At 69.8% G+C, this 22551-nt stretch carries 15 protein-coding genes; 1 reads left to right on the top strand and 14 read right to left on the bottom strand.

Translation table 11 applies throughout. The features are described 5' to 3' along the window. Positions 1-3: 3 nt before the first annotated feature. Complete coding sequence (locus BLV39_RS22200; RefSeq protein WP_090795963.1) at positions 4-846, bottom strand: ATP-grasp domain-containing protein; 843 nt, start codon at positions 844-846, stop codon at positions 4-6. Positions 847-855: 9 nt separating this feature from the next. Beyond that, complete coding sequence (locus BLV39_RS22195; RefSeq protein ID WP_090795959.1) at positions 856-1464, bottom strand: short chain dehydrogenase; 609 nt, start codon at positions 1462-1464, stop codon at positions 856-858. A 279-nt stretch (positions 1465-1743) separates the two neighbouring features. Between BLV39_RS22195 and BLV39_RS22190 the strand changes: the two genes are divergently transcribed. Continuing rightward, entirely contained in the window at positions 1744-4728 is a 2985-nt protein-coding gene (locus BLV39_RS22190; protein WP_176985012.1) for an EAL domain-containing protein, read from the top strand. Between the two features lie 14 nt (positions 4729-4742). Here BLV39_RS22190 and BLV39_RS22185 read toward each other — a convergent pair whose 3' ends face one another. The 12 genes from BLV39_RS22185 to BLV39_RS45120 form a co-directional block, all read right to left on the bottom strand. Further along, positions 4743-5288: a hypothetical protein gene (locus BLV39_RS22185; protein ID WP_090795953.1), complete on the bottom strand. Its 546-nt coding sequence runs from the start codon at positions 5286-5288 to the stop codon at positions 4743-4745. Between the two features lie 86 nt (positions 5289-5374). Further along, positions 5375-6943, bottom strand: coding sequence for a multicopper oxidase family protein (locus tag BLV39_RS22180; protein ID WP_090795949.1), 1569 nt, complete (start codon positions 6941-6943; stop codon positions 5375-5377). Beyond that, entirely contained in the window at positions 6940-7395 is a 456-nt protein-coding gene (locus tag BLV39_RS22175) for a hypothetical protein (RefSeq protein WP_176985011.1), read from the bottom strand. The genes BLV39_RS22180 and BLV39_RS22175 overlap by 4 nt, the downstream gene beginning before the upstream one ends. A 105-nt stretch (positions 7396-7500) precedes the next feature. Then, a complete protein-coding gene (locus BLV39_RS22170) occupies positions 7501-8172 on the bottom strand; it encodes a FadR/GntR family transcriptional regulator (protein WP_090795946.1) in 672 nt (223 codons plus the stop codon). A gap of 9 nt (positions 8173-8181) precedes the next feature. Continuing rightward, positions 8182-9207 carry an ABC transporter permease gene (locus tag BLV39_RS22165; protein ID WP_090795942.1) on the bottom strand — a complete coding sequence of 342 codons (1026 nt, stop codon included), beginning with the start codon at positions 9205-9207 and terminating at the stop codon, positions 8182-8184. Then, positions 9204-10742 carry a sugar ABC transporter ATP-binding protein gene (locus tag BLV39_RS22160; RefSeq protein WP_090795938.1) on the bottom strand — a complete coding sequence of 513 codons (1539 nt, stop codon included), beginning with the start codon at positions 10740-10742 and terminating at the stop codon, positions 9204-9206. The genes BLV39_RS22165 and BLV39_RS22160 overlap by 4 nt, the downstream gene beginning before the upstream one ends. Beyond that, positions 10742-11806, bottom strand: a complete 1065-nt coding sequence (locus BLV39_RS22155) for a sugar ABC transporter substrate-binding protein (protein ID WP_090795935.1) — start codon at positions 11804-11806, stop codon at positions 10742-10744. The genes BLV39_RS22160 and BLV39_RS22155 overlap by 1 nt, the downstream gene beginning before the upstream one ends. Before the next feature lie 36 nt (positions 11807-11842). Continuing rightward, positions 11843-13150 (bottom strand): L-fuconate dehydratase, encoded by a 1308-nt coding sequence (locus BLV39_RS22150; RefSeq protein ID WP_090795931.1) that lies wholly within the window; start codon positions 13148-13150, stop codon positions 11843-11845. Between the two features lie 127 nt (positions 13151-13277). Further along, positions 13278-16109, bottom strand: coding sequence for a PQQ-dependent sugar dehydrogenase (locus BLV39_RS22145; RefSeq protein ID WP_090795927.1), 2832 nt, complete (start codon positions 16107-16109; stop codon positions 13278-13280). Between the two features lie 11 nt (positions 16110-16120). Continuing rightward, positions 16121-18235, bottom strand: a complete 2115-nt coding sequence (locus tag BLV39_RS44305) for a ThuA domain-containing protein (RefSeq protein WP_090795924.1) — start codon at positions 18233-18235, stop codon at positions 16121-16123. A 76-nt stretch (positions 18236-18311) separates the two neighbouring features. After that, the gene (locus BLV39_RS22135; RefSeq protein WP_090795920.1) at positions 18312-21182 is read right to left on the bottom strand and encodes a ricin-type beta-trefoil lectin domain protein; all 2871 of its coding nucleotides are present in this window, start codon (positions 21180-21182) and stop codon (positions 18312-18314) included. A 93-nt stretch (positions 21183-21275) separates the two neighbouring features. Next, entirely contained in the window at positions 21276-22436 is a 1161-nt protein-coding gene (locus tag BLV39_RS45120) for a ThuA domain-containing protein (RefSeq protein ID WP_373315376.1), read from the bottom strand. Positions 22437-22551 lie beyond the last annotated feature (115 nt).

Here is a 22551-nt window from a genome sequence, read left to right as displayed (position 1 = left end):
GCCTCAGTCCGCGATGCGCGCGATCAGGTCCTCGGGTCGCATGCTGGCGGGGCGGTCGCTGACCTGGCCGTCGCCCAGTTCGACGACCCGCCACACGCCGTCCGCGCGCAGCGCGAGGTCCACCGTCACGAACGGCAGTCCCAGCCCGGCCACCAAGGGTGCCACCGCCACCAGATCGACCTCCGTCCCCGGGATCTCGTGCGGGGTGTCCGGGTGCGCGCCGACAAGGACGCATTCGCCGTCGATCCACCAGGTGCGCACCTCCGCCGACCCGAAGCGCTCGTAGCGTCGCAGCACGAACCCGCCGACGGCCTCGTCCTCGCGCAGTTCGAGGAACCGCTGTGCCACCCGCCACCCGGCCTCGGCGTCGTCGAGGTCCGGGATGAACGTCGCCTCGTGCCAGTAGGCCTTCATGGATTTGCTGTAGTCGCGCAGCACCGCCGGCCCCGAACCCAGCCCGATGCGCGCCCGCTCGAAATCGGCCCGGCGCCAGCCTTCGGTCCATTCCGACAACGGTGTGACGGTCGCCAGCGCCGCGTACCAGCCGGGCAGTTCGTGCGCCTTCCGGTATTCCTCGGCCGTGGTCCGCAGACGCACGCCGCGCACGGCGAGCGACTCGGCGAACGCCGCGTACTCCGGCCCGCGCAGCATCCACCCCCGGTAGACCGCCACGCCGCTGCCGGCCGGCACCGCACCGACGGCCCGCCCGGCACCGCCGCGCGTCAACGCGTCGTGGTCGACCACCGCGACGTCCAGGCCGGCGACCCGCGCGGCCGCCGCCTCTGGCGCGAAATGCTCGTCGGGGCGACGCGGTCGCAGCGGGTCGCCGGGAACGAGGAGGATCACGCTTCGCTCCTAGGAGTTGGTCTTGTGGAGCCGCAGGATGCGGCCGGTGATCGGGTTGGCGATCGCCCGCAGGTAGGCGAGGCCCACCTCGGCGGCCGGCACCGGCGCGAAGCCCGGGAAGAACGGGTAGTAGTGCGTCGACTCGGTCAGCACCGTCGGGCTCACGCAGTTGATGCGCAGGCCACGGGGCAACTCCGTCGCCGCCGCTTTGACGAAGCCCTCGACCATGTGGTTGACGGTGCTGCCGAGGGTGCTGTGGTGCGTGTACTCGTCGCTCAGCACGCCGGAGACCAGCGTGAACGAGCCGCCGTCCGCGATGTGCGGCAGCGCCGCGCGTACCAGGTTGATCTGGCCCATGCCCTTGCCCGCGATCGAGTCCGCCCACTGTTGGTCGGACGCCTCCGCGAGCGGCCCCGGAGAGACCTCGCCGGCCGCGCTGGCCACCGCGTCGAACGGGGCCAGGCGGGCGAACAGGTCGTCGAGGCTCGCCTTGTCGGTGAGGTCTGCCTGGTGCGCACCGGACGTGCGCCCGACGGTCACCACCTCGTGCCCGTGCGTCTCCAGCGTCTCGCGTACCGCCGCCCCGATCGCCCCGCTGCCTACCAGGATCACCTTCATGCCGGACCTCCTGTCGCCGTCGCCTCGTGTGCGTCCCATACGAACACACCGCCCCTGCCTACCGGCCGGCAAGCGGGTCATCGGCCACGAACTGTCCAGAATGGGTCCTGTTGATGGGACGGGGACGGCGCTCGGTCCAGTCAATTCGACATCGATAGCGCTCCCATTCCGAATCTGGCCGACAAACGCGAAGAACAGTCACTTAGCGCCGATCAACCCTGCTACAGTCGTGGTTCGCTTGGGAAAATGTCGCCGGAAGTCCGCGCAGGGGGCGATGAAATGCCACGTGCGGTCTCGGCCGTCGCGAAGTCGCAGGCCCCCGCATTCTTGGCTGGGCTTTTCGTCCTGGTAGGTCTGGCCGCCGCGATCGCATATCTCGTCGTCGACAGCACGACGGCCAGCGGCATCACGTTCGCGGTCGTCGGAGCGGGTGCCGCCGCCTCGCTGGTCATCGGGTCCGGCCGCAACGGCGCGCGACCTCGGTGGCCCTGGCTGTTGCTCGGGGCCGCGTCCATATTGTTCGTGATCGGCGCGATCCTGCGGCCCTGGTCGACCGAGCAGCGCGGCGCCACCGAACTGATGGGCGACGCTTTCACCCTGCCCGGATATGTGCTGATGTTCGCGGCCCTGGTCGGCTTCCTGACGGTCAAGCACGGGCCCAAACGGCACGCCGTCATCGACGGGATGCTGCTCGGGCTCGGCGCGGGGCTGATCTTCGCGCTGCTGTTCAGCGTGCCGGCGGCGGGCATCGCCGACCGGTCCGCCGCGGTGTCCACCGTGGCCGGGCTGTATCCCATCTTCGACCTGGTGCTGGTGCTGCTCGTCGCCAACGTCGCGTTCACCACCGCGGTCCGCGGCCCCAGCTACCTCATGCTCATCGGTTCGATGGTGTTGTTGCTGGCCGGCGACATCGGTTACGCCATCATCGGCGTCAACGGCACCCTCAACGGCAACCGGCTCATCGACCTTCCCTTCCTGCTCGGTTTCGTGCTGATCGGCGCCTGCGCGCTGCATCCGTCCATGCGGCACATCGGCCGCCGTACCCCGCTGCCGGTCCAGGCCTGGTCCTGGCGCCGCCTGCTGCTGCTCATCCCGGCCCTGGCCGTGCCGTTCGTGCTGACGGCGACGATCCCCGACCTGAGCAGGCTCGACCGGGTCGTGCTGGCCGTCGGCGGCGCGCTGATGGTCGCGTTGCTGCTGCTGCGGTCGGTGTCCGCGGTGCAGGCGTACGCGGCTGCGCAGCGCGAGTACGAGTACCAGGCCACGCACGACCACCTCACCGCGCTGCCGAACCGCGCGCTGCTCGTCGACCAGGTCGGCCAGATCCTCGCCCGGCCGACCGACCCGGACCGTCCGCTGTGGCTGTTCTTCCTCGACCTCGACGGGTTCAAGCTGGTCAACGACTCGTGGGGCCACTACGCCGGCGACCGGGTGATCGTCGAGGTGGCCCGCCGCCTGCGCCGCACGGTGCCGGCCGGCGCCGCGGTCGCCCGGGTCGGTGGCGACGAGTTCGTGATCGCGCACATGTCGACCGCCGACGAGGCGATCGCGCTGTCCGAGCGGGTGCTGGCCAGCCTCACCCTGCCGCTGCAGGCCACCGCGTCCGACGTGGTGGTGTCGGGTTCGATCGGCATCGCCGGCTCGGCGGTCGCCAAGACCGACGACGCCGGCGCGCCTCTGGTCACCGCCGAGGGCCTGCTGCGCGACGCCGACACCGCGATGTACCAGGCCAAGGCCGAAGGGCGCGGCCGCTGGGTGCTGTTCGACTCGACCATGCACGACCGGGTACGCGACCGCATCGAGCTCGAGCTCTCGCTCCGCCACGCGCTCGCGCACGACCAGCTCCGGCTCGCGTACCAGCCGATCGTCCGGCTCAGTGGCGCCCGCCTGACCGGTGTCGAGGCGTTGATCCGCTGGGAGCACCCGACGAAGGGCACGATCGCGCCGACCAAGTTCATCCCGGTCGCGGAGGAGACCGGGCTGATCACCGACCTGGGCCGCTGGGTGATGCGTGAGGCCCTGCGCCAGCTCGCCGAATGGCGCAGGAACGACGTGGTCAACGACGAGTTCTGGCTGTCGATCAACGTCTCGCCGCGCCAGCTCCGTGATCCGCGCCTGCCCGGCGAGCTCGCCGAGGCCCTGGTCGAGAACGGCCTGTCCGGCGAGTCGGTGATGCTGGAGATCACCGAGTCGGTCATGGTCGACGGCTCGCAGGTCACCGACCAGGTGATGGCCGACCTGCGCGGCCTGGGTGTGCGGCTCGTCGTCGACGACTTCGGCACGGGGTTCTCCGCGCTGGGCTACCTGCGCCGCCATCCGGTCACCGGCGTGAAGATCGACCGCTCGTTCGTGGGTGGCCTCGGCACCAACCCGGAGGACGAGGAGATCGTCCGTGCCGTGGTCGCGATGAGCTCGGCGCTCGGCCTGACCGTGGTCGCCGAGGGCGTGCAGACCCAGTCACAGCGCGACGTGCTGCAAGCTCTTGGCGTCGTGTACGGGCAGGGTTGGCTGTGGGGCCGCCCGCAGGACCCGGAGACCTTCGCCCGCCTCCGCCGCCCGGCCGCCATCGGTCGAGGTGGCGACCTGGCCCACGCCGACCGCCCGGCGCCCGAGGAGCCGAAGCGCTCCAAGGCGGTCGAGGGGTTCCCGCGGCTGGGTCCGGCTCCGAACGCGAACGGCGACGACGCCGAGGCGGCGCGCCGGCTGCTCGACCCGATCCCGGGCGAGCCACCCGTCTCCCCGGCCCGCCCGGCCACCGGCCCGAAGCCCGGCTCCGGCACGGCGCTCCCGGACGCCCGACCGATCGGCGCCGAGTCCACCTCGCCCCGGGCCGCGAACGGCGACGAGCCGGACGAGCCGATCGGCACCGGGGCAAGGACCGCCAACGGGAAGGGCCAGCCGGACGCCCTGACCAGTCCCAAATGGACGGTGAACGGGCGGCTGGGCCGGATCCTGGCCAGGACAGAAGCACCGGAGGCGGCCGGGGCGGGGACGGTGAGCACCAACGCCAACGGCTGGGTGCCGGCGGCACCACCCGATGCGGCCGCGCCGAAGGAGGCGAACGGGTCGTCGTCGGTGCGGGAGAATGCCGGTCATGAGGCGGCGAACGCCGTGCCACCGGTCCCGGTCAAGAACCGACGTCGCGCGGCGCAGGACGTCCCGAGCGGCGAATCGGTCGACGAGGTCGAGGTCGCCCGCCACGTCGCCCGCACGCCGGTCGACACCTCCGACCCGCTGACCGACGCCGACACCGACGAGAACTGAGCGGCAGGACCGCCCTAGGAGGCGGTCGGGAGCTCCCAGGACCAGAAGGCCTGGGTGTCCAGGCGGGTGGCGACCACGTCGGGGGTCAGGGCCGTCAGTGTCCTGGTGATGGCGGCGTCAAGCTGGCGGGACTCGTTGCGGGCGCACAGGTCCAGGGCCGCGATGCCGGCGTTGGCGCGGACAACCCGCCACATCTTCTCGATCAGCGCTTCGAAGACGCCCGACCGGCGTTGGTCGGCGGCGATGGCGACGAAGCCCAGGTACCAGATGCGGCGTTCCGCGTAGCGGTCCGGCCAGCGGTGGGCGAAGTAGTCCGGGGAGATCAGCGGCATCGCGTCGAGGTCGTTGGTGAACGTCGACAACCCCGCGAGCCTGCCGTCCGAGGTCAGGGAGACGTATTTCTCGACCCTGTCGTCGGCCAGGACCTCGTCGAACTCCCCGCGGTGCATGAGGTGCCGCTGGACCGCCGCATAGCGGAGCTCTTCGAAAGCCGTCGTGTAGAGGTGCCAGGCCTCCTCGCGTCGCGTGCCGGTCAGAACCTTCTCGACGTCGACGTGCATAACCCGCCCGCTCCCCGATCATTGATCGACAGGCAACGCTACCGGGATGCACGAAATATGCAAGGTCATTCATGGTGACTGGTTAATCACTCGGGTTCGTTCTCGGCCGTTCCGCCGATCACGTACGGAGTCGTGTAGCCCTCGTACGCCAAGTGCGCGACCATCCCGTCCGCGGCATGCGGCAGGTTATGACAGTGGTCCATCCAAATGCCGGGATTGTCGGCTCGAAACGCGACCACGTAGCTTTCCCCCTCGGCGACGTCGAGCGAGTCCGTCCACCACGGGCTGCCGGTGGCGGCGACCCCGTCGCGGGACAGCACCAGCGCCACGTGCCCGTGCAGGTGCATCGGATGCACCTCGCCCGAGTTGTTGGTGATCGTCATCCGCACGATGTCGCCCTCGCGGACCATGAACATCGGCACGTCGGGATAGAGGTGGCCGTTCATCGTCCACCACAGACCGGGCCGCCCGTCGAGGAAGCCGGGACGGCGGTCGATCGTCAACTCGAAGGAACGGTCGAAATGCCCGGTATCCAGCGAGACCGGCGCCGGCGTGCCGTAGGACAGCAGGTCGAGCATCGTCGCGGGCGTGACCGCGGCCGGAGCAGCGGCACCCGAAGGCCCCACCACCAGCGAGGAACCGGCCCCGAGATCAACCCGGACAGCACCACCGACGGGCGTGACCAGCAGGTCGACCCGACCGCCGGCCGCAACCGAGAGACCTCGATCGCTGACATCCGACGGCCCGTGCAGGTCGTGACCGTCGACGGCGACCACGCGATAGGGCGCGCCGGTCACCGACAGCCGCAACGGCCCGTTGTCGGTGTTGACCACCCGCACCCGGGTCGCCACGCCGGCAGGCGAAGGCACCGACAGCGACCCCGTCGCCCCCTGCACCGTCCGTCGCCCGTCGTAGGTGTGCACCTGCGCCACGACGTCGGGCCCGGCATCGCCAGCGGCCGGCGCGACCACCAGAGCCCCGAACAGTCCGCCTTTCACCTGTTCGTGCGAGACCTGATGGGAGTGATACCAGTAGGTCCCGGCATCGCTCACCACGAACCGGTAGGTATGCCGCCCACCGATCGGCACCGCGTCCTGGGTGACCCCGGCGACCCCGTCCTCCGCGTTCGGCACCCGCACCCCGTGCCAGTGCAGCGCCACCCCGTCGGGCACCGACTCGTTGACGAGCTCGACCTGGACGAGGTCACCGACCCGCGCCCGAATCTCGGGACCCGGCGAGGCGTGGTTGAGCGTGTAACCCTCGACCCGCTCGCCCGTGGGCAGCGTGAACGTCTCCGCCCGCGCCGTCAGCGAGAGCGAGACGGCCGGCGTGCCGGCCGGCCCGGTCAGGCCGGCGACGCTGATCCCGCCGGCGTGCTGATGCCCGCCCGCCGGCACCGCACCGCCACCCCAGTCGGCGTAGCCCATCTCCATGACCGACAACGTCGACGGGACGCGGCTGTCGAACCAGAGATAACCGAGCGTCCCGACCAGCACCACGGACAGGACCGCCGCACCCCAACGCAGCCAGGATCGCCAACCGGCGGCCTCCGCACCGCCGGACGGCTCGGGAGCCAGGTCAGCCGTCGCTTGGGCATGGTTGTCCGACCCGGCCGAGGGTGTCGCGCGCTCGGCCGGGTTGTCCGTTGCCGTCATGCCCCGGCGGGGACCCCGGGATCGCTGCTCCTGGCCGGAGCGGCAACCGAGGGATCGGGCTTGGTCGCACGCGACCCGGCCATGCCGGCCAGGCCGGCGACGGCGAACGCGTTGAGCGCGTGCAGCGTGCCCACCACCGGCGCCGCGAAGGACGCGAAGGCGAGCGCGATCTGTAGGACGACCAGACCGAACACGCCCCAGGCCAGAGCCGCTCCACCGCGCACCTTGGCGAAGAACGAGACGATGGCGAAGAGCAGCGCCAGCACCGGGATGACCATCATGCCGATCACCGAGTGCAGCATCGCGCCGATGTTGGCCTCGGTGTCCTCCGTGAAGGGGACGCCGTCATTTGCCTTGCTTTGGATGTCGAACGCGCTCCAGGCGATGACCAGCACCTGCACCACCACGCCGAGCGCGATCAACCTGGACAACCAGATGTAGAGCGAACGCATCGGAACCCCGTCTGAAGAGTCTGTGTTGGACGCGATGACTCTATGGCGGGCGTACGACAGGTTCGTACTCGGCAGGGAGTATCCGACTGTACGTCACACGACGTATCAGAGCGCCTGTCGTAGCCACTCCTCCACACCCGCGATGTGCACCGTCGCCCACGAGCGGGCCAGGTCGGGCTCGTGGGCCGCGATCGCGTCGACGATCGCCTGGTGCTGCTCGCGCGTCTTGTCGACCGCGCCCTCCTGGGTGAGCCCGCGCCAGATCCGGGCCCGCGTGGTCGGCCCGGAGAGCCCGTCGATCAGCGAGCAGAGCGCCGCGTTGCCGGACCCGGCCGCGATCGCGCGGTGGAACTCGAGGTCGTTCGCGACCAGCGCCTCCACCGACGGCGACGCGCCGAGCTCGTCGAGCGTCCGTTGCAGCTTGGCGACGTCCCCGGGAAGCATCCGCAGAGACGCCAGCGCCGTCGCCGCCGGCTCCAGGATGCGGCGCACCTCGAGGAACTGGAGCACGGTGTCGTCGCGGTGGAAGTCGACGACGAAGCTCAGCGACTCGAGGAGCAGGTCGGGCGACAGGCTCGTGACGTACGTGCCGTCTCCCTGCCGCACGTCGAGAATCTTGATGATGGACAGCGCCTTGACCGCCTCGCGCAACGAGTTGCGGGACAGCCCGAGCCGCTCGGCGAGATCCGCCTCCTTGGGGAGCCGGTCCCCGGGGCCGAGTGCCCCGGAGACGATCATCTCCTTGATCTTGTCGATCGCTTCGTCGGTCAACGCCACGCCGTCACCTCAGTCCTGGGCTTTGCCTGTCGTCAACCGGGCGAGCATCAGTGCCACCAGGATGATCAGGCCGTAGATGGCCTGGATCCACTGTGCCGAGACGCCGGCGAGCGTGAGGATGTTGTTGATCAGGCCGAGCACGATGACGCCGCAGAGCGCGCCGAACAGCGTGCCCTTGCCGCCCTCCATGCTGACCCCGCCGATCACGGCCGCCGCGAACACCGTGAAGATCATGCCGTCGCCCTGCGCCGCCGCGACCGAGCCGAGCCGCCCGGTCATCAGCAGGCCGGCCAGCGCCGCGAGCAGGCCGCCGACGATGAACACGATCCACATCACCCGGTCCACCCGGATGCCCGCCGCGCGCGCCGCGTCCCGGTTGCCGCCGATGGCGTACACAGCGCGCCCGTGCCGGAAGAAACCGAGTACCGCGATGCCGATCGCGAACAGGATCCCGCAGATCCAGATCGAGGCCGGCAGGCCGAGCCAGACCGCGTTGCCCAGGTAGAGCACCGACATCGGCAGCTCGAACAGGTTCTGCCCGCCGGTGATGCCGATCTGGAGGCCGCGCAGCACGATCAGCATGCCGAGCGTGACGATGAACGCCGACAGCCCGAAACGCAGGATCAGCAGCCCGTTGAACGCGCCGATGGCCACGCCGACGAGCAGGCAGATCGGGATCGCCAGGGCCGTGGCCCATTCGGTGCCGATCCCGTTGCTGGCGGCCGGGATGACCAGCGCCACAGCCAGCGCCGGCGCGAGGCCGACGGTCGACTCCAGCGAGAGGTCGAACCGGCCACCGATCAGGATGATCGCCTCGGCCAGCACCAGCAGCGACAGCTCGGTCTGCTGTTGCAGCACGTTGGTGATGTTGGCGCTGCTCAGGAACACCGGATCGATGAGCGCACCGACCAGGACCAGCACGATGATCGCGGGTACGAGCGCCAGGTCCCGCATCCGCGCCAGCCGCGGCCCGGTCAGCCGCCGCCTGACCGGCGCCTCCGGCGGTGAAACCGGCGCTGTCGTAGTCCCGGTCATGACGAAGCTCCTTCGGAAGAAACACCCTCGACTGCCGCGACCACCTGCGCGTCATCCCAGCCTCGGGAGAGCGTGGCCGTCACCCGGCCGTGGAACATGACCAGCACCCGATCGCAGTGGCGCAGGTCGTCGAGCTCGTCGGAGACCATCAGCACGCCCGTGCCCTGGTCGGCCGCCGAGCGCACGGCACCGAGCAGCGACTCCTTGGAGCGCACGTCGACGCCGGCGGTGGGGTTGATCAGCACCAGCACCCGCGGGTCGGTGGACAGCGCGCGGGCCAGCACGACCTTCTGCGCGTTGCCACCGGAGAGGCTGGCGACCGGGGCCGCCGCGCTCTCGGTGCGGATGTCGTACCGCCGGATCATCTCCTCGGCCACGCTGGTCCGCCGGCGCGGCACGACGACACCCGCCGGCCCGAGCCGGTCGCCGATCGGCAGGGTCGCGTTCTCCGCGACCGACAACAGGGGCACGAGCCCTTCGCGGTGCCGGTCCTCGGGAACGAGCCCGATGCCGGCCTTCAAAGCCAAAGGCACACCCGAGCCGACCGCGGCCCCGCCGACGCTGACCGTGCCGCTGTCCGCGCGCCGCAACCCGCCGACCGTCTCCGCCAGCGACACCTTGCCGCTGCTGCCGGAGCCGGTCACGCCAACCATCTCGCCGGGCCGGATATCAAGATCGATCTCCGTGTACGCGTCGGCCAGCGTCAGCGAGCGCAACGAGAGCACCGGCGGCGCGTCGGGCACCGAACGCGGCGCGACCTCGGTGAGCCCGACCGCCTCGCCCGTCATCGCGGCCACCAGCGCGTCGTGGCTGACCGCCGAGACTGGCTCCGTGAGCACCCAGCGGGCGTCGCGCAGCACGGTGACGGTGTCGCAGACCTCGTAGACCTCGCGCAGGTGGTGCGAGATGAACAGCATGGTGACGCCGGCCGCGGCCAGCGTGCGCATCCGGCCGAACAACCGCTCGATCGCGGTCGCGTCCAGACGCGCGGTCGGCTCGTCGAGGATGATGAACCGGGTGCCGAGGGACAGCGCCCGGGCGATCTCGACGAGTTGGCGTTGCTCCACGTTGAGGTCACCGGCGAGCGCGCCCGGGTCGACGTCGACGCCGTATTCCTCGAGCAGCGCGCCGGCCCGCTTACGCAGGCCGCCCCACTTGATCAGGCCGCCGGCGGCCTGCCGGTTCAGGAACAGGTTCTCCGCCACCGACAGCGCCGGGATGATGGTCGAACGCTGGTACACACAGGCGACGTGCCGTCGCCACCCGTCCCGGTCGGACGGGGCCGGTGCCGGTGAGTCGCCGAAGGAGACGGTGCCCTCGTCGGCCCGGTGCAGCCCGGTGAGCACCGAGACCAGCGTCGACTTGCCCGCGCCGTTGCGTCCCACCAGGGCGTGGGTCGTGCCGGCCTGGATCGCCACGCTCACCTCGGACAGCGCCGTGGTCGCGCCGAAGCGTTTGGTTATCTCGTGGGCCGAGACGGCCGGGTGCGGGGCGGCAGCCCCACCCCCGGCCGCGTCGGTCAGTACGTCGGTCATCACTTCCCGATCTGGTTGCCCCACAACGACGCGTCGTCGACGTTGTCCTTCGTCACGAGCGGCGCCGGAAGCTGGTCTTCGAGCACGCCGTTGCCGACGTCGATGATGGTGCTGTCGTGGTCCGTAGGTCCAGGGGTGAAGGTCTTTCCCTCGACCGCGGCCTTGGCGTAGAACAGCGCGTACTTGGCGTAGAGGTCCGCGGGCTGCGAGACGGTGGCGTCGATCTCGCCCTTGCGGATCGCCTCGAACTCCTGCGGGATGCCGTCGTTGGAGACGATGAAGATGTGCTTCGGGTCGGTCGGCGGCACCAGCAGGTTCTTCGATTTGAGCACCTGCAGCGTCGGCGCCAGGAACACGCCACCGGCCTGCATGTAGACGCCCTTGAGGTCAGGGTGCTGGGCGAGCCGGGTCTGCAGCGCGGCGGCCGCCTTCGGGCCTTCCCACTCGGTCGGCTCCTCGAAGATGGTGATGTCGGGGAACTTCGTCTTCATGCACTCGGCGAACGCCTCGGACCGGTCCCGTCCGTTGACCGACGAGAGCGAGCCCTGGAACTCGATGACCTTGCCCTTGCCGCCGAGCTTCTCGCCGAGGAACTCGCACGCCTTCTGGCCGTAGGCGCGGTTGTCGGCCCGCACCACCATGAAGACCTTGCCCTTGTCGGGCCGGGTGTCGACGGAGACCACCGGGATCTTCTTGCTCTCCAGCATGGTGAGCGTGCTGGCGATGGCGCCCGTGTCCTGCGGCGCCATCACGATCGCCTTGGCACCCTGCGCGGTGACGGCCTGCGCGTTGGCGACCAGCTTGGCGATGTCGTTCTGCGAGTTGGTCGGCGTCATCAGGTTGATGTCGCTTTCCTTCGCGTACTCCGGGATGTACTTGGCGTACGAGTTCCAGAAGTCGGAGTCGGCCCGGGGCAGGTCGACCGCGATCGGCGGCTTGGCGGCGCCGGCGTCGGTGCCGCTGCCGCCGGTGGAGCCGGTGTCGGACGAGTTGCAACCAGCGGTCGCCGCGGCGAAAGCGGCAACGACCGCCACGCTGACGACGGCGCGTCTGTTCAGGATCATCGCAGTCCTCTGTGGTGGGTAGGGGTGTTGCGGGGGTCAGACGGTGCGTGACCAGGCCGGCCCGTCGGGGAAGGCGAACCGGGCCCGGCTTTCGGGACGCATGGTCGAGCTGAAGCCGGGTGCCTGAGGTGCCAGGTAACGACCGGCGCGGATCTGCACGGGATCGAGAAAGTGCTCGTGGAGATGGTCGACGTACTCGATGACGCGGTTGTCCATCGAGCGGGACACCGCGACGTAGTCGAAGAGGGAGAGGTGCTGCACCAGCTCGCAGAGGCCGACGCCGCCCGCGTGCGGGCAGACGGGCACGCCGAACTTGGCCGCCAGCAACAGGATCGCGATGTTCTCGTTGACGCCGGCCACCCGGGCGGCGTCGAGCTGCACATAGGACACCGCGCCGAGCTGGAGGAGCTGCTTGAACACGACGCGGTTCTGCACGTGCTCGCCGGTCGCCACGGGAATCGGCGCGATGCCGCGGGCGATCGCGGCGTGGCCGACCACGTCGTCCGGGCTGGTCGGCTCCTCGACCCACCACGGGTCGAACGGCGCCAACTCACCGACCCACTCGATCGCTTGGCCGACGTCCCAGCGCTGGTTCGCGTCGACCGCGATCCGGATGTCCGGGCCGCACACCTCGCGGGCGATCCGCAGCCGGCGGATGTCGTCGGCCAGGTCCGCGCCGACCTTCAGCTTGATCTGCGTGAAGCCCGCGTCGAGGGCCTCCTGGCACAGCCGGCGCAGCTTGGCGTCCTCGTAGCCGAGCCAGCCCGGTGAGGTGGCGTAGGCCGGGTAGCCGTGCGCCAACAGCTCGGCGACCCGCTCCTCGCGGCCGGCGGCGCCGGGCTGGAGCAGCTCGAGCGCCTCCCCCGGCGTGAGCGCGTCGGTCAGGTAGCGGAAGTCGACCAGGGAGACCAGCTCCTCCGGCGGCATCGAGGAGAGCAGTTGCCACAGCGGCAGCCCCGCCTGCTTGGCCTTGAGGTCCCACAGGGCGTTGACCACGGCCGAGATGGCCATGTGCATGACGCCCTTCTCCGGACCGAGCCACCGAAGCTGCGAGTCGTGCACCAGCTCGCGCCAGAACGCGCCCATGTCGTCGAGGACGTTCTTGACCAGGCGGCCGGCCAGGTAGGGCCGCAGCGCGGCGATCGCCGCGGTCTGCACCTCGTTGCCGCGCCCGATGGTGAACGCGAACCCGTGGCCCTCGTTCCCGTCGACCTCGTCGGTCCGCAGGACCACGTAGGCCGCCGAGTAGTCCGGGTCCGGGTTCATCGCGTCGGAGCCGTCGAGCTCACGCGAGGTCGGGAACCGCACGTCGTAGGTGTCCAGTGACACGAAGCGGGCGGTCATCGACGATCCTCACGCGCATTCATAGATCCGATGTTTACCAGGTGGTCGGATGTATGGCAAGACCTTCGATCTCCACAAAGGAAGAATCGCCCCGTTGCCGAGGCGATTCATCCAATCTATCCGCGAGTTAGACCAGGTCGAACTTCTCCCACGGCCCGATGGCCGCCCGGTTGGCGATCAGCGAGCCGGCGCCGCTGTTCTCCGCGACCACGTACATGTTGTTGACGGTCGCCCGGAAGCTCTCGCTGCCGTCCGAGTTCCGGACCAGCGTGAAGGTCTCCCACGAGCCGGCCGTGGCCCGGTTGGCCACCAGCGCGCCCGCACCGGCGTTCTCCGCGCAGACGAACATGTTGTTGGCCCGCGAGCGCAGCGCGACGTTCCCACCGCCCAGGTCGACCACGTCGAACCGCTCGGTGGTGCCCGCCGTCGCCTTGTTGGCGATCAGCGGCGTCGTGCTGTTGGCGGCGCTGACGAACTGGTTGTTGACCAACGCCTTGAGCGTCGACCCACCGGTTGGCGGGGTTCCCGTCGAGTTCAGGGTGAACGCGTCGAGGTCGAACAGGTTGCCCGCGCCGCCCTTGAACACGAAGAAGAGCTGCGTGGACCCGGCCGGCAGGTTCGTCAGGTTCGCCGACACGTTGGCGTAGGTCTCCCAGCCACCGGTCGCGCTGACCGTCAGCGTGCCGTGCAACGTGCCGGTCTGCGAGCCGCTGCGCACCTCGATGGTGCCGCCGGTCGTGCCGGAGGCCACCCGGGCAGTGATGCTCGAAACCCCCGACAGGCTGTACGGCCGGAACGAGATCCAGTCGTTGTTGTCGATGTAGCCCGCCGTCGAGCCGCCCTCGGCCGCGGCGTGGTTGGCGATCTGCACGCCACCGGACTGCGCCGCGAAGTGCTCACCCTGGCGGTGCCGGGGCTGCAGCGTCTTCTGGTTGGTCGTGGTCAGACCGCCGTTGTCGGTGTACGACGCGACGAAGATGCCGAAGATGTTGGCCGCCGCGTCGTGCTCGCCGTCGGTGGGCACGGTCAGCGTGCCGGAGCAGCCGGTCTTCGAGGTGATCTGGTGCGAGTGGTTGTCGTGGCCGAGGAAGTAGGTGACCGACACCCGCGCGCAGTTGATGGTGCCGTCCTCAGGATCCGAGACGCTCACCGTGTACGGAATGGTGTCACCGAAGTTGAACAGCGTCCCATCGGCCGGCACGCTGAGGTTGACGGTCGGAGCGGAGTTGCCGACGGTGACGACGAGACTCGCCGTTCCGGACAGGCCCGTCGGGTCGGTGACCCGCAGTGTCGGCGTGTACGTGCCGTTGGTGGTGTAGGTCTTGGTCGGGTTGGCCGCCGTCGACGTGGTCCCGTCGCCGAACGTCCAGAGATACGACAGCGCGCCACCCTCCGGGTCCGAGGATCCGGCCGAGGAGAAGGTGATGCTCAGCGGCGCCGGTCCGGACGTCCGGTTGGCCGAGGCGACCGCCACCGGGCTGCGGTTGCCGCCACCGATGTACTCGACCCGGTACAGCGCCTGGTTGTTGGAGCCCGTGCCGTAGTCGAGCACGTACAGCGCGCCGTCCGGACCGAAGGCCATGTCCATGACCTGCGTGCCGTCCCACGGGAAGTCGGAGATCTCGCCGTAGGTGCCGTTGCTGTTGACCGCGATCGCCTTGATCCACTGCCGGCCGTACTCACCGGCGAAGTAGCGGCCGTCCAGCGACTGCGGGAACTTGACGGCGGAGTTCAGCGACGCGTTGTAGCGGTAGACCGGGCCACCCATCGGCGACTCCGAGCCGCCGCCGAACTCCGGCGGGGTCGAGTCGAAGCCGTACCGGATCCAGGCCGGCTTGGCCGCGGGCAACGTCGTGAGGCCGGTGTTGCGGAACGAGTTGTTGGTCGGCCCGCCCGCGCAGTTGTACTTGGCCTGCGAAGGCCCAGACGGGAACGTGTACTCGTTGTAGGTCTCGGCCGTCGAGTTGTTGCCGGTGCAGTACGGCCAGCCGTAGTTGCCGGGCGCGGTGATCCGGTTGAACTCGACCTGGCCGCCAGGGCCGCGGTTGGCGTCGGCGGCGCCCGCGTCCGGGCCGTAGTCGCCGAGGTAGACGATGCCGGTCGGCTTGTCGACGCTCATCCGGAACGGGTTCCGGAAGCCCATCGCGTAGATCTCCGGCCGGGTGTTCGCCGTGCCCGCCGCGAACATGTTGCCGGCCGGGATGGTGTAGCCGCCCGCCGCGGTCGGCTTGATCCGCAGGACCTTGCCGCGCAGGTCGTTGGTGTTGCCCGAGGAGCGCTGCGCGTCGAACTGCGGGTTCCGGTTGGTCCGCTCGTCGATCGGCGTGAACGCGTTGCTCTCGAACGGGTTGGTGTCGTCACCGGTGGTCAGGTAGAGGTTGCCGGCCGAGTCGAAGTCGATGTCGCCACCGACGTGGCAGCACTGACCACGGTCGTTGTCGACGGTCAGCGTGACGACCTGGCTGCCCATGTTGAGCGTGTTGTCGGCGTTGAGGGTGAACCGCGACAGGTTCAGGTGCCCCTTCCACGCGTTGAAGTCGGCCGCGGTGCCGGTGGTCGGCGCGTCACCGCCGGGCGTCGACAGCGGCGGCGAGTAGTAGAGCCAGACGTAGCGGTTGGTCGCGAAGCCCGGGTCGACCGCGACGCCCTGGAGGCCCTCCTCGTCGTGCGTGTAGACGGGGATGGTGCCGGCCACCTTGGTGTTGCCGGCCGGGTCCGTGACCCGGACCGTGCCGTTGCGGGCGGTGTGGATGACCGTGCGGTCCGGCAGCACGGCCAGCGACATCGCCTCACCGATCTCGGCGGAGCCGAGGGCGAGCTGGACGGCCTGGTAGTCGGCCGCCGGGATGTCCGCCGCGGCGGCGGGTGCCGCGGTCGAGGTCACCGCCAGCGTGGAGCTGGCGATGCCGAGCAGGCCGACGGCGAGCAGCCGCGACCAGCGCCGAGGGGTTGGGCGCATACCTGGTCCTTTCATGATCCGTAGACCTCGAACTCCCAGAGGGAGTAGCCGTACTGGGTCAGGGCCCGCTGCGTGCCGTTGACGCGGACGTAGCGGGCGGTGGGCGGGGTGGTGAGGGTGACGTCGTCGACGGCGCCGTCACCGGTCGTGGTGGCGTAGGCGTTGGTCCAGGTCGAGCCGTTGGTCGAGGTCTGGACCTGGTACGCCCGCGCGTAGGCGGCCTCCCACTGGAGCCGGACGCGGTTGACGGTCCGCGCCGAGCCCAGGTCGACGGTGATCCACTGCGGGTCGCTGTAGGCCGATCCCCAGCGGGTGGCGGTGTTGCCGTCGACGGCGTTGGAGCCGGCATGGGCCGATCCCGGCTCGACGCTGGACACGGTCACCGGCTGGTTGCGGGACAACAGCGTGGGCCCGGTGCCACCACCCGGGGTTCCGTACACGTTGAAGTCCCAGAGCGAGTAGCCCCATGCGGTGGCCCGCTGCGTGCCGTTCATCCGCACGTAGCGGCCGGTGCCGGTGAGGGTGATGTCGTCGACCCCGCCGTCGCCGGTGGTGGTCGAGTAGACCGTCGTCCAGGTGGAGTTGTTGGGCGAGGTCTGGATCTGGTAGCCCCGCCCGTACGCCGTCTCCCAGTTCAACCGCACGCGGGAGAGGTTGTACGACTGCCCGAGGTCCACGGTGGCCGTCTGCGGGTCGCTGTAGGCGGAGCCCCAGCGGGTCGACGAGTTGCCGTCGGTGGCGTACGCGGCCAGGTTGCCACCCTCCACACTCGACACCACGACGGGCTTGCCCTGTGCGATGTCGGTGGCGGGCGGGGTGCCGCCGTCGGCCTTGATCCGGATGTTGCGGTAGTTGATGTCAGCGCCGGCGCCGTCGTTCTGCACACCGATGTAGCCGTTGGAGATGGCCCGCGTCGACTGGTAGTCGTTCACCTTGACGCCGTTGAGCCAGACCTCGACCCGCTGCCCGTGCACACCGATCTCGTAGGTGTTCCACGATCCCGGCGGGTTGAGCGCGGCGTCGCGCAGCGCGTAGTTCGGCCCGGAGAAGCTGTAGACGCTGCCGGTGGTGCGCGACGGGTCGGCGTCGGTGGCATCGATCTGGATCTCGTGACCCTGGTTGACCGGGTTCCATGGGTCACCGTTCGGGTTCGGGAAACCGATGAACACGCCGCCGTTGTCGTCGCCCGGCATCATCCAGTCGACCTTCAGCGAGTAGTTGCTGAACGTCCGCACCGGGTACCAGAGCAGACCCATGCCGCCGACCGAGCTGAGCGTGCCGTTGGCCAGCGTGAAGCTGCCCGGCCCGGCCTGCTGCCAGTTGTTGAGGCTGGCCTGGGTGCCGTCGAACAGCGCGGTGTAGCCGGTCTCCGCACGGCAGTCGGCCGGCCGGTTGTTGGCCGCGATCTGGATGCCGCCGAGCAGCATCCGGGTGAAGTTGGCGTCGGTGTAGGCGTCCTCGACGTGACCGAGCCCCGTGTACCAGGACCGGCCGTTGCCGACGTTCTTGCACCAGGTGATCGGGTGGTCGCCACCCATCGAGCCGCCGGAGTACGAGGACTCGTCCAGGCTGGCCAGCACCTTGGCGGTGGACCGGGGGTTGGTCCGGTAGTTGTACCACTCGTCCAGCCGGGACCAGGTCGCCGGCAGGTGCGCGGTCGAGGCGTTGCCGCGGTCCTCGACCCGGATCGTCGCGGTCTGGTTGGCCGGATGCGAGGCGAACCAGGCACCGACGAGCTCGCCGTAGAACGGCCAGTCGTACTCGGTGTCGGCGGCGGCATGCACACCGACGAAGCCGCCCCCACCGGTCACGTACGACTGGAACGCGGTCTGCTGCGTCGCGTTGAGCACGTCACCGGTGGTCGAGAGGAAGACGACCGCCTGGTACTGCGCGAGGTTGGCGGTGGTGAACTGGGCGGCGTCCTCGGTCGCGGTCACCGAGAAGCCGTTCTGCGAACCGAGCTGCTGGATCGCCGCGATGCCGTTGGGAATGGACGAGTGCCGGAAGCCGGCGGTCTTGGAGAACACCAGGACCTTGGTGAGCGGGGCGGCCTGGGCCGGTGGGGCGACCGCGAGGCCCGCCACGAGGGCGAGCGCCGCGGCCGCGGCGAGGGCGCGGATGCGCATGCTTACTCCTAATGGGTAGGGGGCGCGGGGCCCGGCCGTCGGCGCGACCGGACCCCGCGCGGCTAGCGCTCCGGCCTTACGGCAGCGTCCAGTTCTGGGCGCCGGTGCCGTTGCAGTCGTAGATCTGGAGCTGGGTGCCGTTGGTGACGTTCGAGCCCGGGATGTCCAGGCACTTGTTGGCCTGCGGGTTGCGCAGGCCGCCGTTGGCGGCGGTGACCCACTGCTGGGCACCGGTGCTGTTGCAGGTCCAGAGGTGGACCTTCGTGCCGTTGGTCGTGCCGCTGGACTGGACGTCGAGGCACTTGCCGAGCGAGCGGATGGTGCCGTCGGTGCCGACGGTCCAGCTCTGGTTGGTCGCGCCGTTGCAGTCCCAGATCTGCACCTTGGTGCCGTCGGCGGTCGCGCCGCCGTTCACGTCGGCGCACTTGCCGAGCGCCCGGATGGCGCCGGTACGCGGGCCACCAGTGCCCGGCGTGCTGACACCCGATCCGACGAACGTGTAGCTGTCGAGGTCGAGGAACGCCCCGCTGCCACCGGTGAACACGATGTAGAGGTCGTGGGTGTTGTCGTCGGGCTTGTTCACCGGGACGGTGATGTCCGTGTACGTGTCCCAGCTACCGGTGCTCGGCACCGCGACCCGGGCCACCTCGGTGCCGGTGGTCGAGTCGTAGCGGAACGAGATCGTGCCGCCGGCGCCGCCGGACGAGACCCGGGTCCGGAGCTGGGTGATCCCCTTGAGGCTGACGGCGTGGTGCCGCACGTACTCGCCGTTCTGGATGTCACCGAGCCGCTTGCCACCCTCGGCACCGGACGCGTTGATCACCTGCGGGCCGTTGAGCGTGACGTAGTGCTCGGCCTGCCACTGCTTGGGCCAGAGGGTGATCTCCTTCTCCCCGGTCAGCGGCACGCTGCCGGTCGCACCCCGGTCGGTGTAGCTGGACCGCAGCACGAAGAACAGCGTCGAGTCGGGGCCGGCGTGCACGGGACCGGTGTTGACGGTGAACCCGCAACCGGTGCCCTGGCCCTCCTCGTGCGCGTGCTCCTGGTGGCCGAGCGCGGCCCGGATCACCACGCTGGCACACGGGATGGTGCCGTCCTGCGGGTCCGTGGCCGTACCCGTGGAGGTGACGTTCTCGCCCCACGAGATCATGCCGCCGGCCGGCAGGCCGTTGAGCGCGACCGTCGGCCGGTTGTTGCCGACCACGATCGGCAGCAGGGTGGTGCCGCTGCGGCCGGTGCCGTCGTTGACGGTCAGCCGGGCCCGCTTGTCGCCGTTGGTCGTGTAGGTGAACGACGGGTTGGCGGCCGTCGAGTCGACCGTGCCGTTGTTGTCGAAGTCCCACTGGTAGGTCAGCGGGTCCCCGTCGGGGTCGGTGCTGCCCGCGCTGGAGAACGTGACGGCGAGCGGCGCCAAACCGTTGTCGCGGTTGGCGGAGGCGACGGCGATGGGCGCGCGTCCACCGGCGACGTAATTGATCTTGTAGAGGCCGGCCGCGACGTCACCGGAGAAGTAGCCGTTGCCGTACTCGAGCAGATAGAGCGACCCGTCCGGGCCGAACTCCATGTCGATCGGGTGCACGAGCTGCATCCCGGCCAGCACCGGCTCGATCACGGTCGGCGTGCCGGTCACCGGGTTGCCGTTGTTGAACTGGACCTCCTTGATCCAGTTGCGGCAGTACTCGGAGATCAGCCACTTGTTGTCGTAGTAGGCCGGCCACTTGACGTCCGAGACCAGGTTCGCGTCGTAGTGGTAGACCTCGGTGTGGTTCGGCGAGCCACAGCCGCCCGGGCTGTCCAGGGCCGGCCACTCCTTGCTGCCGCCGTGCTGCTCCCAGACCAGCGCCGGCTTGGTCGGCGGAAGCTGCTGGAGGCCGGTGTTGCGCGGCGAGTTGTTGACCGGGCCGGTGGTGCCACCGCAGGGGAACCAGCCGCGCGGTGCGTTGGCCGCGAAGTCCCAGTCGTTGTACGCGACGTTCGGGCCGCCGCAGTAGGGCCAGCCGTAGTTGCCCGGCGCGGTGGCCCGGTTGAACTCGTCGTAGGCCGCCGGACCCCGGTTGGCGACCGTCGCGCCCGCGTCCGGACCGACTTCGCCCCAGTACAGGGTGTTGTTGGCCTTCTTGTCGACCCAGATCCGGTACGGGTTGCGGGTGCCCATGATGTAGATCTCGGACCGGGTCCCCGCGGTGCCGGCCGCGAACAGGTTGCCGCTCGGCACCGTGTACGTGCCGGCGGTGGTCGGCTTGATCCGGTTGATCTTGCCGCGCAGGTCGTTGGTGTTGCCCGACGTGCGCTGGGCGTCGTACTGCGCGTCCCGGCTGGTGCGCTCGTCGATCGGCGCCATGCCGGCCGAGTCGCCACCGGAGTTGGTGTTGTCGCCGACCGCGAAGTACAGGTTGCCGGCGGTGTCCCAGGTCATCGAGCCGGCCGAGTGACAGCACAGCCGCCGCTCGGTGGGCCACTCGATGATCATGTCCTCGGACGCCGGGTCGATGACGTTCGTGGTCGCGTTGAAGGTGAACCGGGAGATCCGGTTGACCAGGCTCGCCTGGGCGGGCGAGTAGAACAGGTAGAGCCAGCGGTTCGTGGCGAAGCCGGGGTCGAGCGTGATGCCGATCAGGCCGTCCTCGAAGCGGGCGTCCAGCGCGATCGTCAGCGCGACCGTCGTGGTCCGCGTCGTGGGGTTGTAGAGCCGGACCTGGCCGCCGCCGGACGACGTGCCCCGGTTGATGTAGAAGACCTTCTGGTCCGGCGCGACGGCGAGCTCGATCGGCTCACCCATCGAGGTGCCGCCGTCCAGCTTCACCTTCTCGAACAGGTTGGTCGCGGGCGGCGCGGCAGCCGCCGGTGTGGGCGTGACGGTCAGCACCGTCAGGCTGGCCGCAGTGAGCAGGGCGGCGCCGAGCGCGCTCAAGAGGCGCGGTCTGCGGCGCAGGGACGTACGTCGCATGTGGATGCTCCTGATTTTGGGTAGGGGTACGGAGCAGAGGGCGTTAGGAAGGGACCCTTGTTATGCGAAAAGCGATAACAAGGGTCCCTTCCTTCAGCTGGTGGTGAGGGTGAACTTCTCCCAGGCGCCGATGGTGGTGCGGTTGGCGATCAGGGCCGCGGCTCCGCCGTTCTCGGCCACCACGTAGCGGCCGTTGGCCTGGGCGCGGAAGCTGACCGTGCCGTCGGAGTTGTTGACCCGCGCGAACGTCTCCCAGCCACCGACCGATGCCCGGTTGGCGACCAACGGGTTGGCGCCGGCGTTCTCCGCGCAGACGTACATGCCGTTGGCGCGCGACTTCAGTGCGACGTTGCCGCCGCCGAGGTCGACCACGTCGAAGCGCTGCGCGTTGGTGGACGCCGCGCTCGCGTTGGCGATCAGGTTGCCGGAACCCGCCGTGACGAACAGGTTGTTCGCCCCCGCCCGCACGGCTGTGCCGCTCACCGGCGGCGTCGTGGCGGGCGTGCAGGTCGCGCTGACCGCGCCGCCGGCCCACTGGATCGCGCCGAGCAGCATCCGGGTGAAGTTCGACTCCGTGTACGACGCCTCGGTGTGCCCGAGCCCGGTGTAGAACGACCGGCCACCGCCGTAGTTCTGGCACCAGGTGATCGGGTGGTCACCCATCGAGCCGCCGCTGTAGGTGGCCTCGTCGAGCCGCACGAGCACGCGTACGTTGGCCCGCGGGTTGGTCCGGTAGTTGTACCACTCGTCCGACCGAGTCCAGTTGGCCGGCAGATGCGCGCTCGCCGGGTTCGTGGTGTCCTCGACCCGCAGGGTCGCCTGCTGGATCGCCGGGTGCGACTGGAAGTAGGCACCGACCAGGCCGCCGTACCAGGCCCAGTCGTACTCGGTGTCGGCGGCGGCGTGCACGCCCACGTAGCCCTTACCGCTCGCGATGTACGACTGGAACGCGGTCTGCTGGGTCGCGTTCAGCACGTCACCGGTCGTGGAGAGGAAGACCACCGCCTGGTACTGCGCCAGGTTGGCGGTCGTGAACTGGGCGGCGTCCTCGGTGGCCGTCACCGAGAAGCCGTTCTGCGAACCGAGTAGCTGGATCGCCGCGATGCCGTTGGGGATCGACGAGTGCCGGAAACCGGCCGTCTTGGAGAACACGAGAACCTTGGTCACCGGCGCCGCGTTCGCCGGTGCGGCGTACAGCGCCGCTACCAGCACCACGGCGAGCCCGGCAAGGGCCGCCACCAATCGTTTCAACACTCTGCTCCTCCGCTCATGTGGGGGTTGGCTAGGAGCCGGGCCGCCGCTGCCGGCTGGAACGGTTGGTAGGGACGGGTGTCGGGGCCAGGGTGTGCCATTCCCCTGGCCCCGCTGT

It is taken from the genome of Asanoa ishikariensis, from assembly GCF_900107455.1.
GTDB classification, from domain to species: domain Bacteria; phylum Actinomycetota; class Actinomycetes; order Mycobacteriales; family Micromonosporaceae; genus Asanoa; species Asanoa ishikariensis.
Note: the sequence above shows the minus strand (reverse complement) of the source record. Positions and strands in the feature narration are given on the sequence as shown.

Excerpts from the sequence above, each read along its gene's own strand:
- BLV39_RS22160 (WP_090795938.1), bottom strand. The coding sequence starts at position 10,742 with ATGACCGACGTACTGACCGACGCGGCCGGGGGTGGGGCTGCCGCCCCG.
- BLV39_RS22150 (WP_090795931.1), bottom strand. The coding sequence starts at position 13,150 with ATGACCGCCCGCTTCGTGTCACTGGACACCTACGACGTGCGGTTCCCG.
- BLV39_RS22190 (WP_176985012.1), top strand. The coding sequence starts at position 1,744 with ATGCCACGTGCGGTCTCGGCCGTCGCGAAGTCGCAGGCCCCCGCATTC.
- BLV39_RS22185 (WP_090795953.1), bottom strand. The coding sequence starts at position 5,288 with ATGCACGTCGACGTCGAGAAGGTTCTGACCGGCACGCGACGCGAGGAG.
- BLV39_RS22155 (WP_090795935.1), bottom strand. The coding sequence starts at position 11,806 with ATGATCCTGAACAGACGCGCCGTCGTCAGCGTGGCGGTCGTTGCCGCT.
- BLV39_RS22165 (WP_090795942.1), bottom strand. The coding sequence starts at position 9,207 with ATGACCGGGACTACGACAGCGCCGGTTTCACCGCCGGAGGCGCCGGTC.
- BLV39_RS44305 (WP_090795924.1), bottom strand. The coding sequence starts at position 18,235 with ATGCGCATCCGCGCCCTCGCCGCGGCCGCGGCGCTCGCCCTCGTGGCG.
- BLV39_RS22195 (WP_090795959.1), bottom strand. The coding sequence starts at position 1,464 with ATGAAGGTGATCCTGGTAGGCAGCGGGGCGATCGGGGCGGCGGTACGC.
- BLV39_RS22175 (WP_176985011.1), bottom strand. The coding sequence starts at position 7,395 with ATGCGTTCGCTCTACATCTGGTTGTCCAGGTTGATCGCGCTCGGCGTG.
- BLV39_RS22135 (WP_090795920.1), bottom strand. The coding sequence starts at position 21,182 with ATGCGACGTACGTCCCTGCGCCGCAGACCGCGCCTCTTGAGCGCGCTC.
- BLV39_RS22180 (WP_090795949.1), bottom strand. The coding sequence starts at position 6,943 with ATGACGGCAACGGACAACCCGGCCGAGCGCGCGACACCCTCGGCCGGG.
- BLV39_RS22145 (WP_090795927.1), bottom strand. The coding sequence starts at position 16,109 with ATGCGCCCAACCCCTCGGCGCTGGTCGCGGCTGCTCGCCGTCGGCCTG.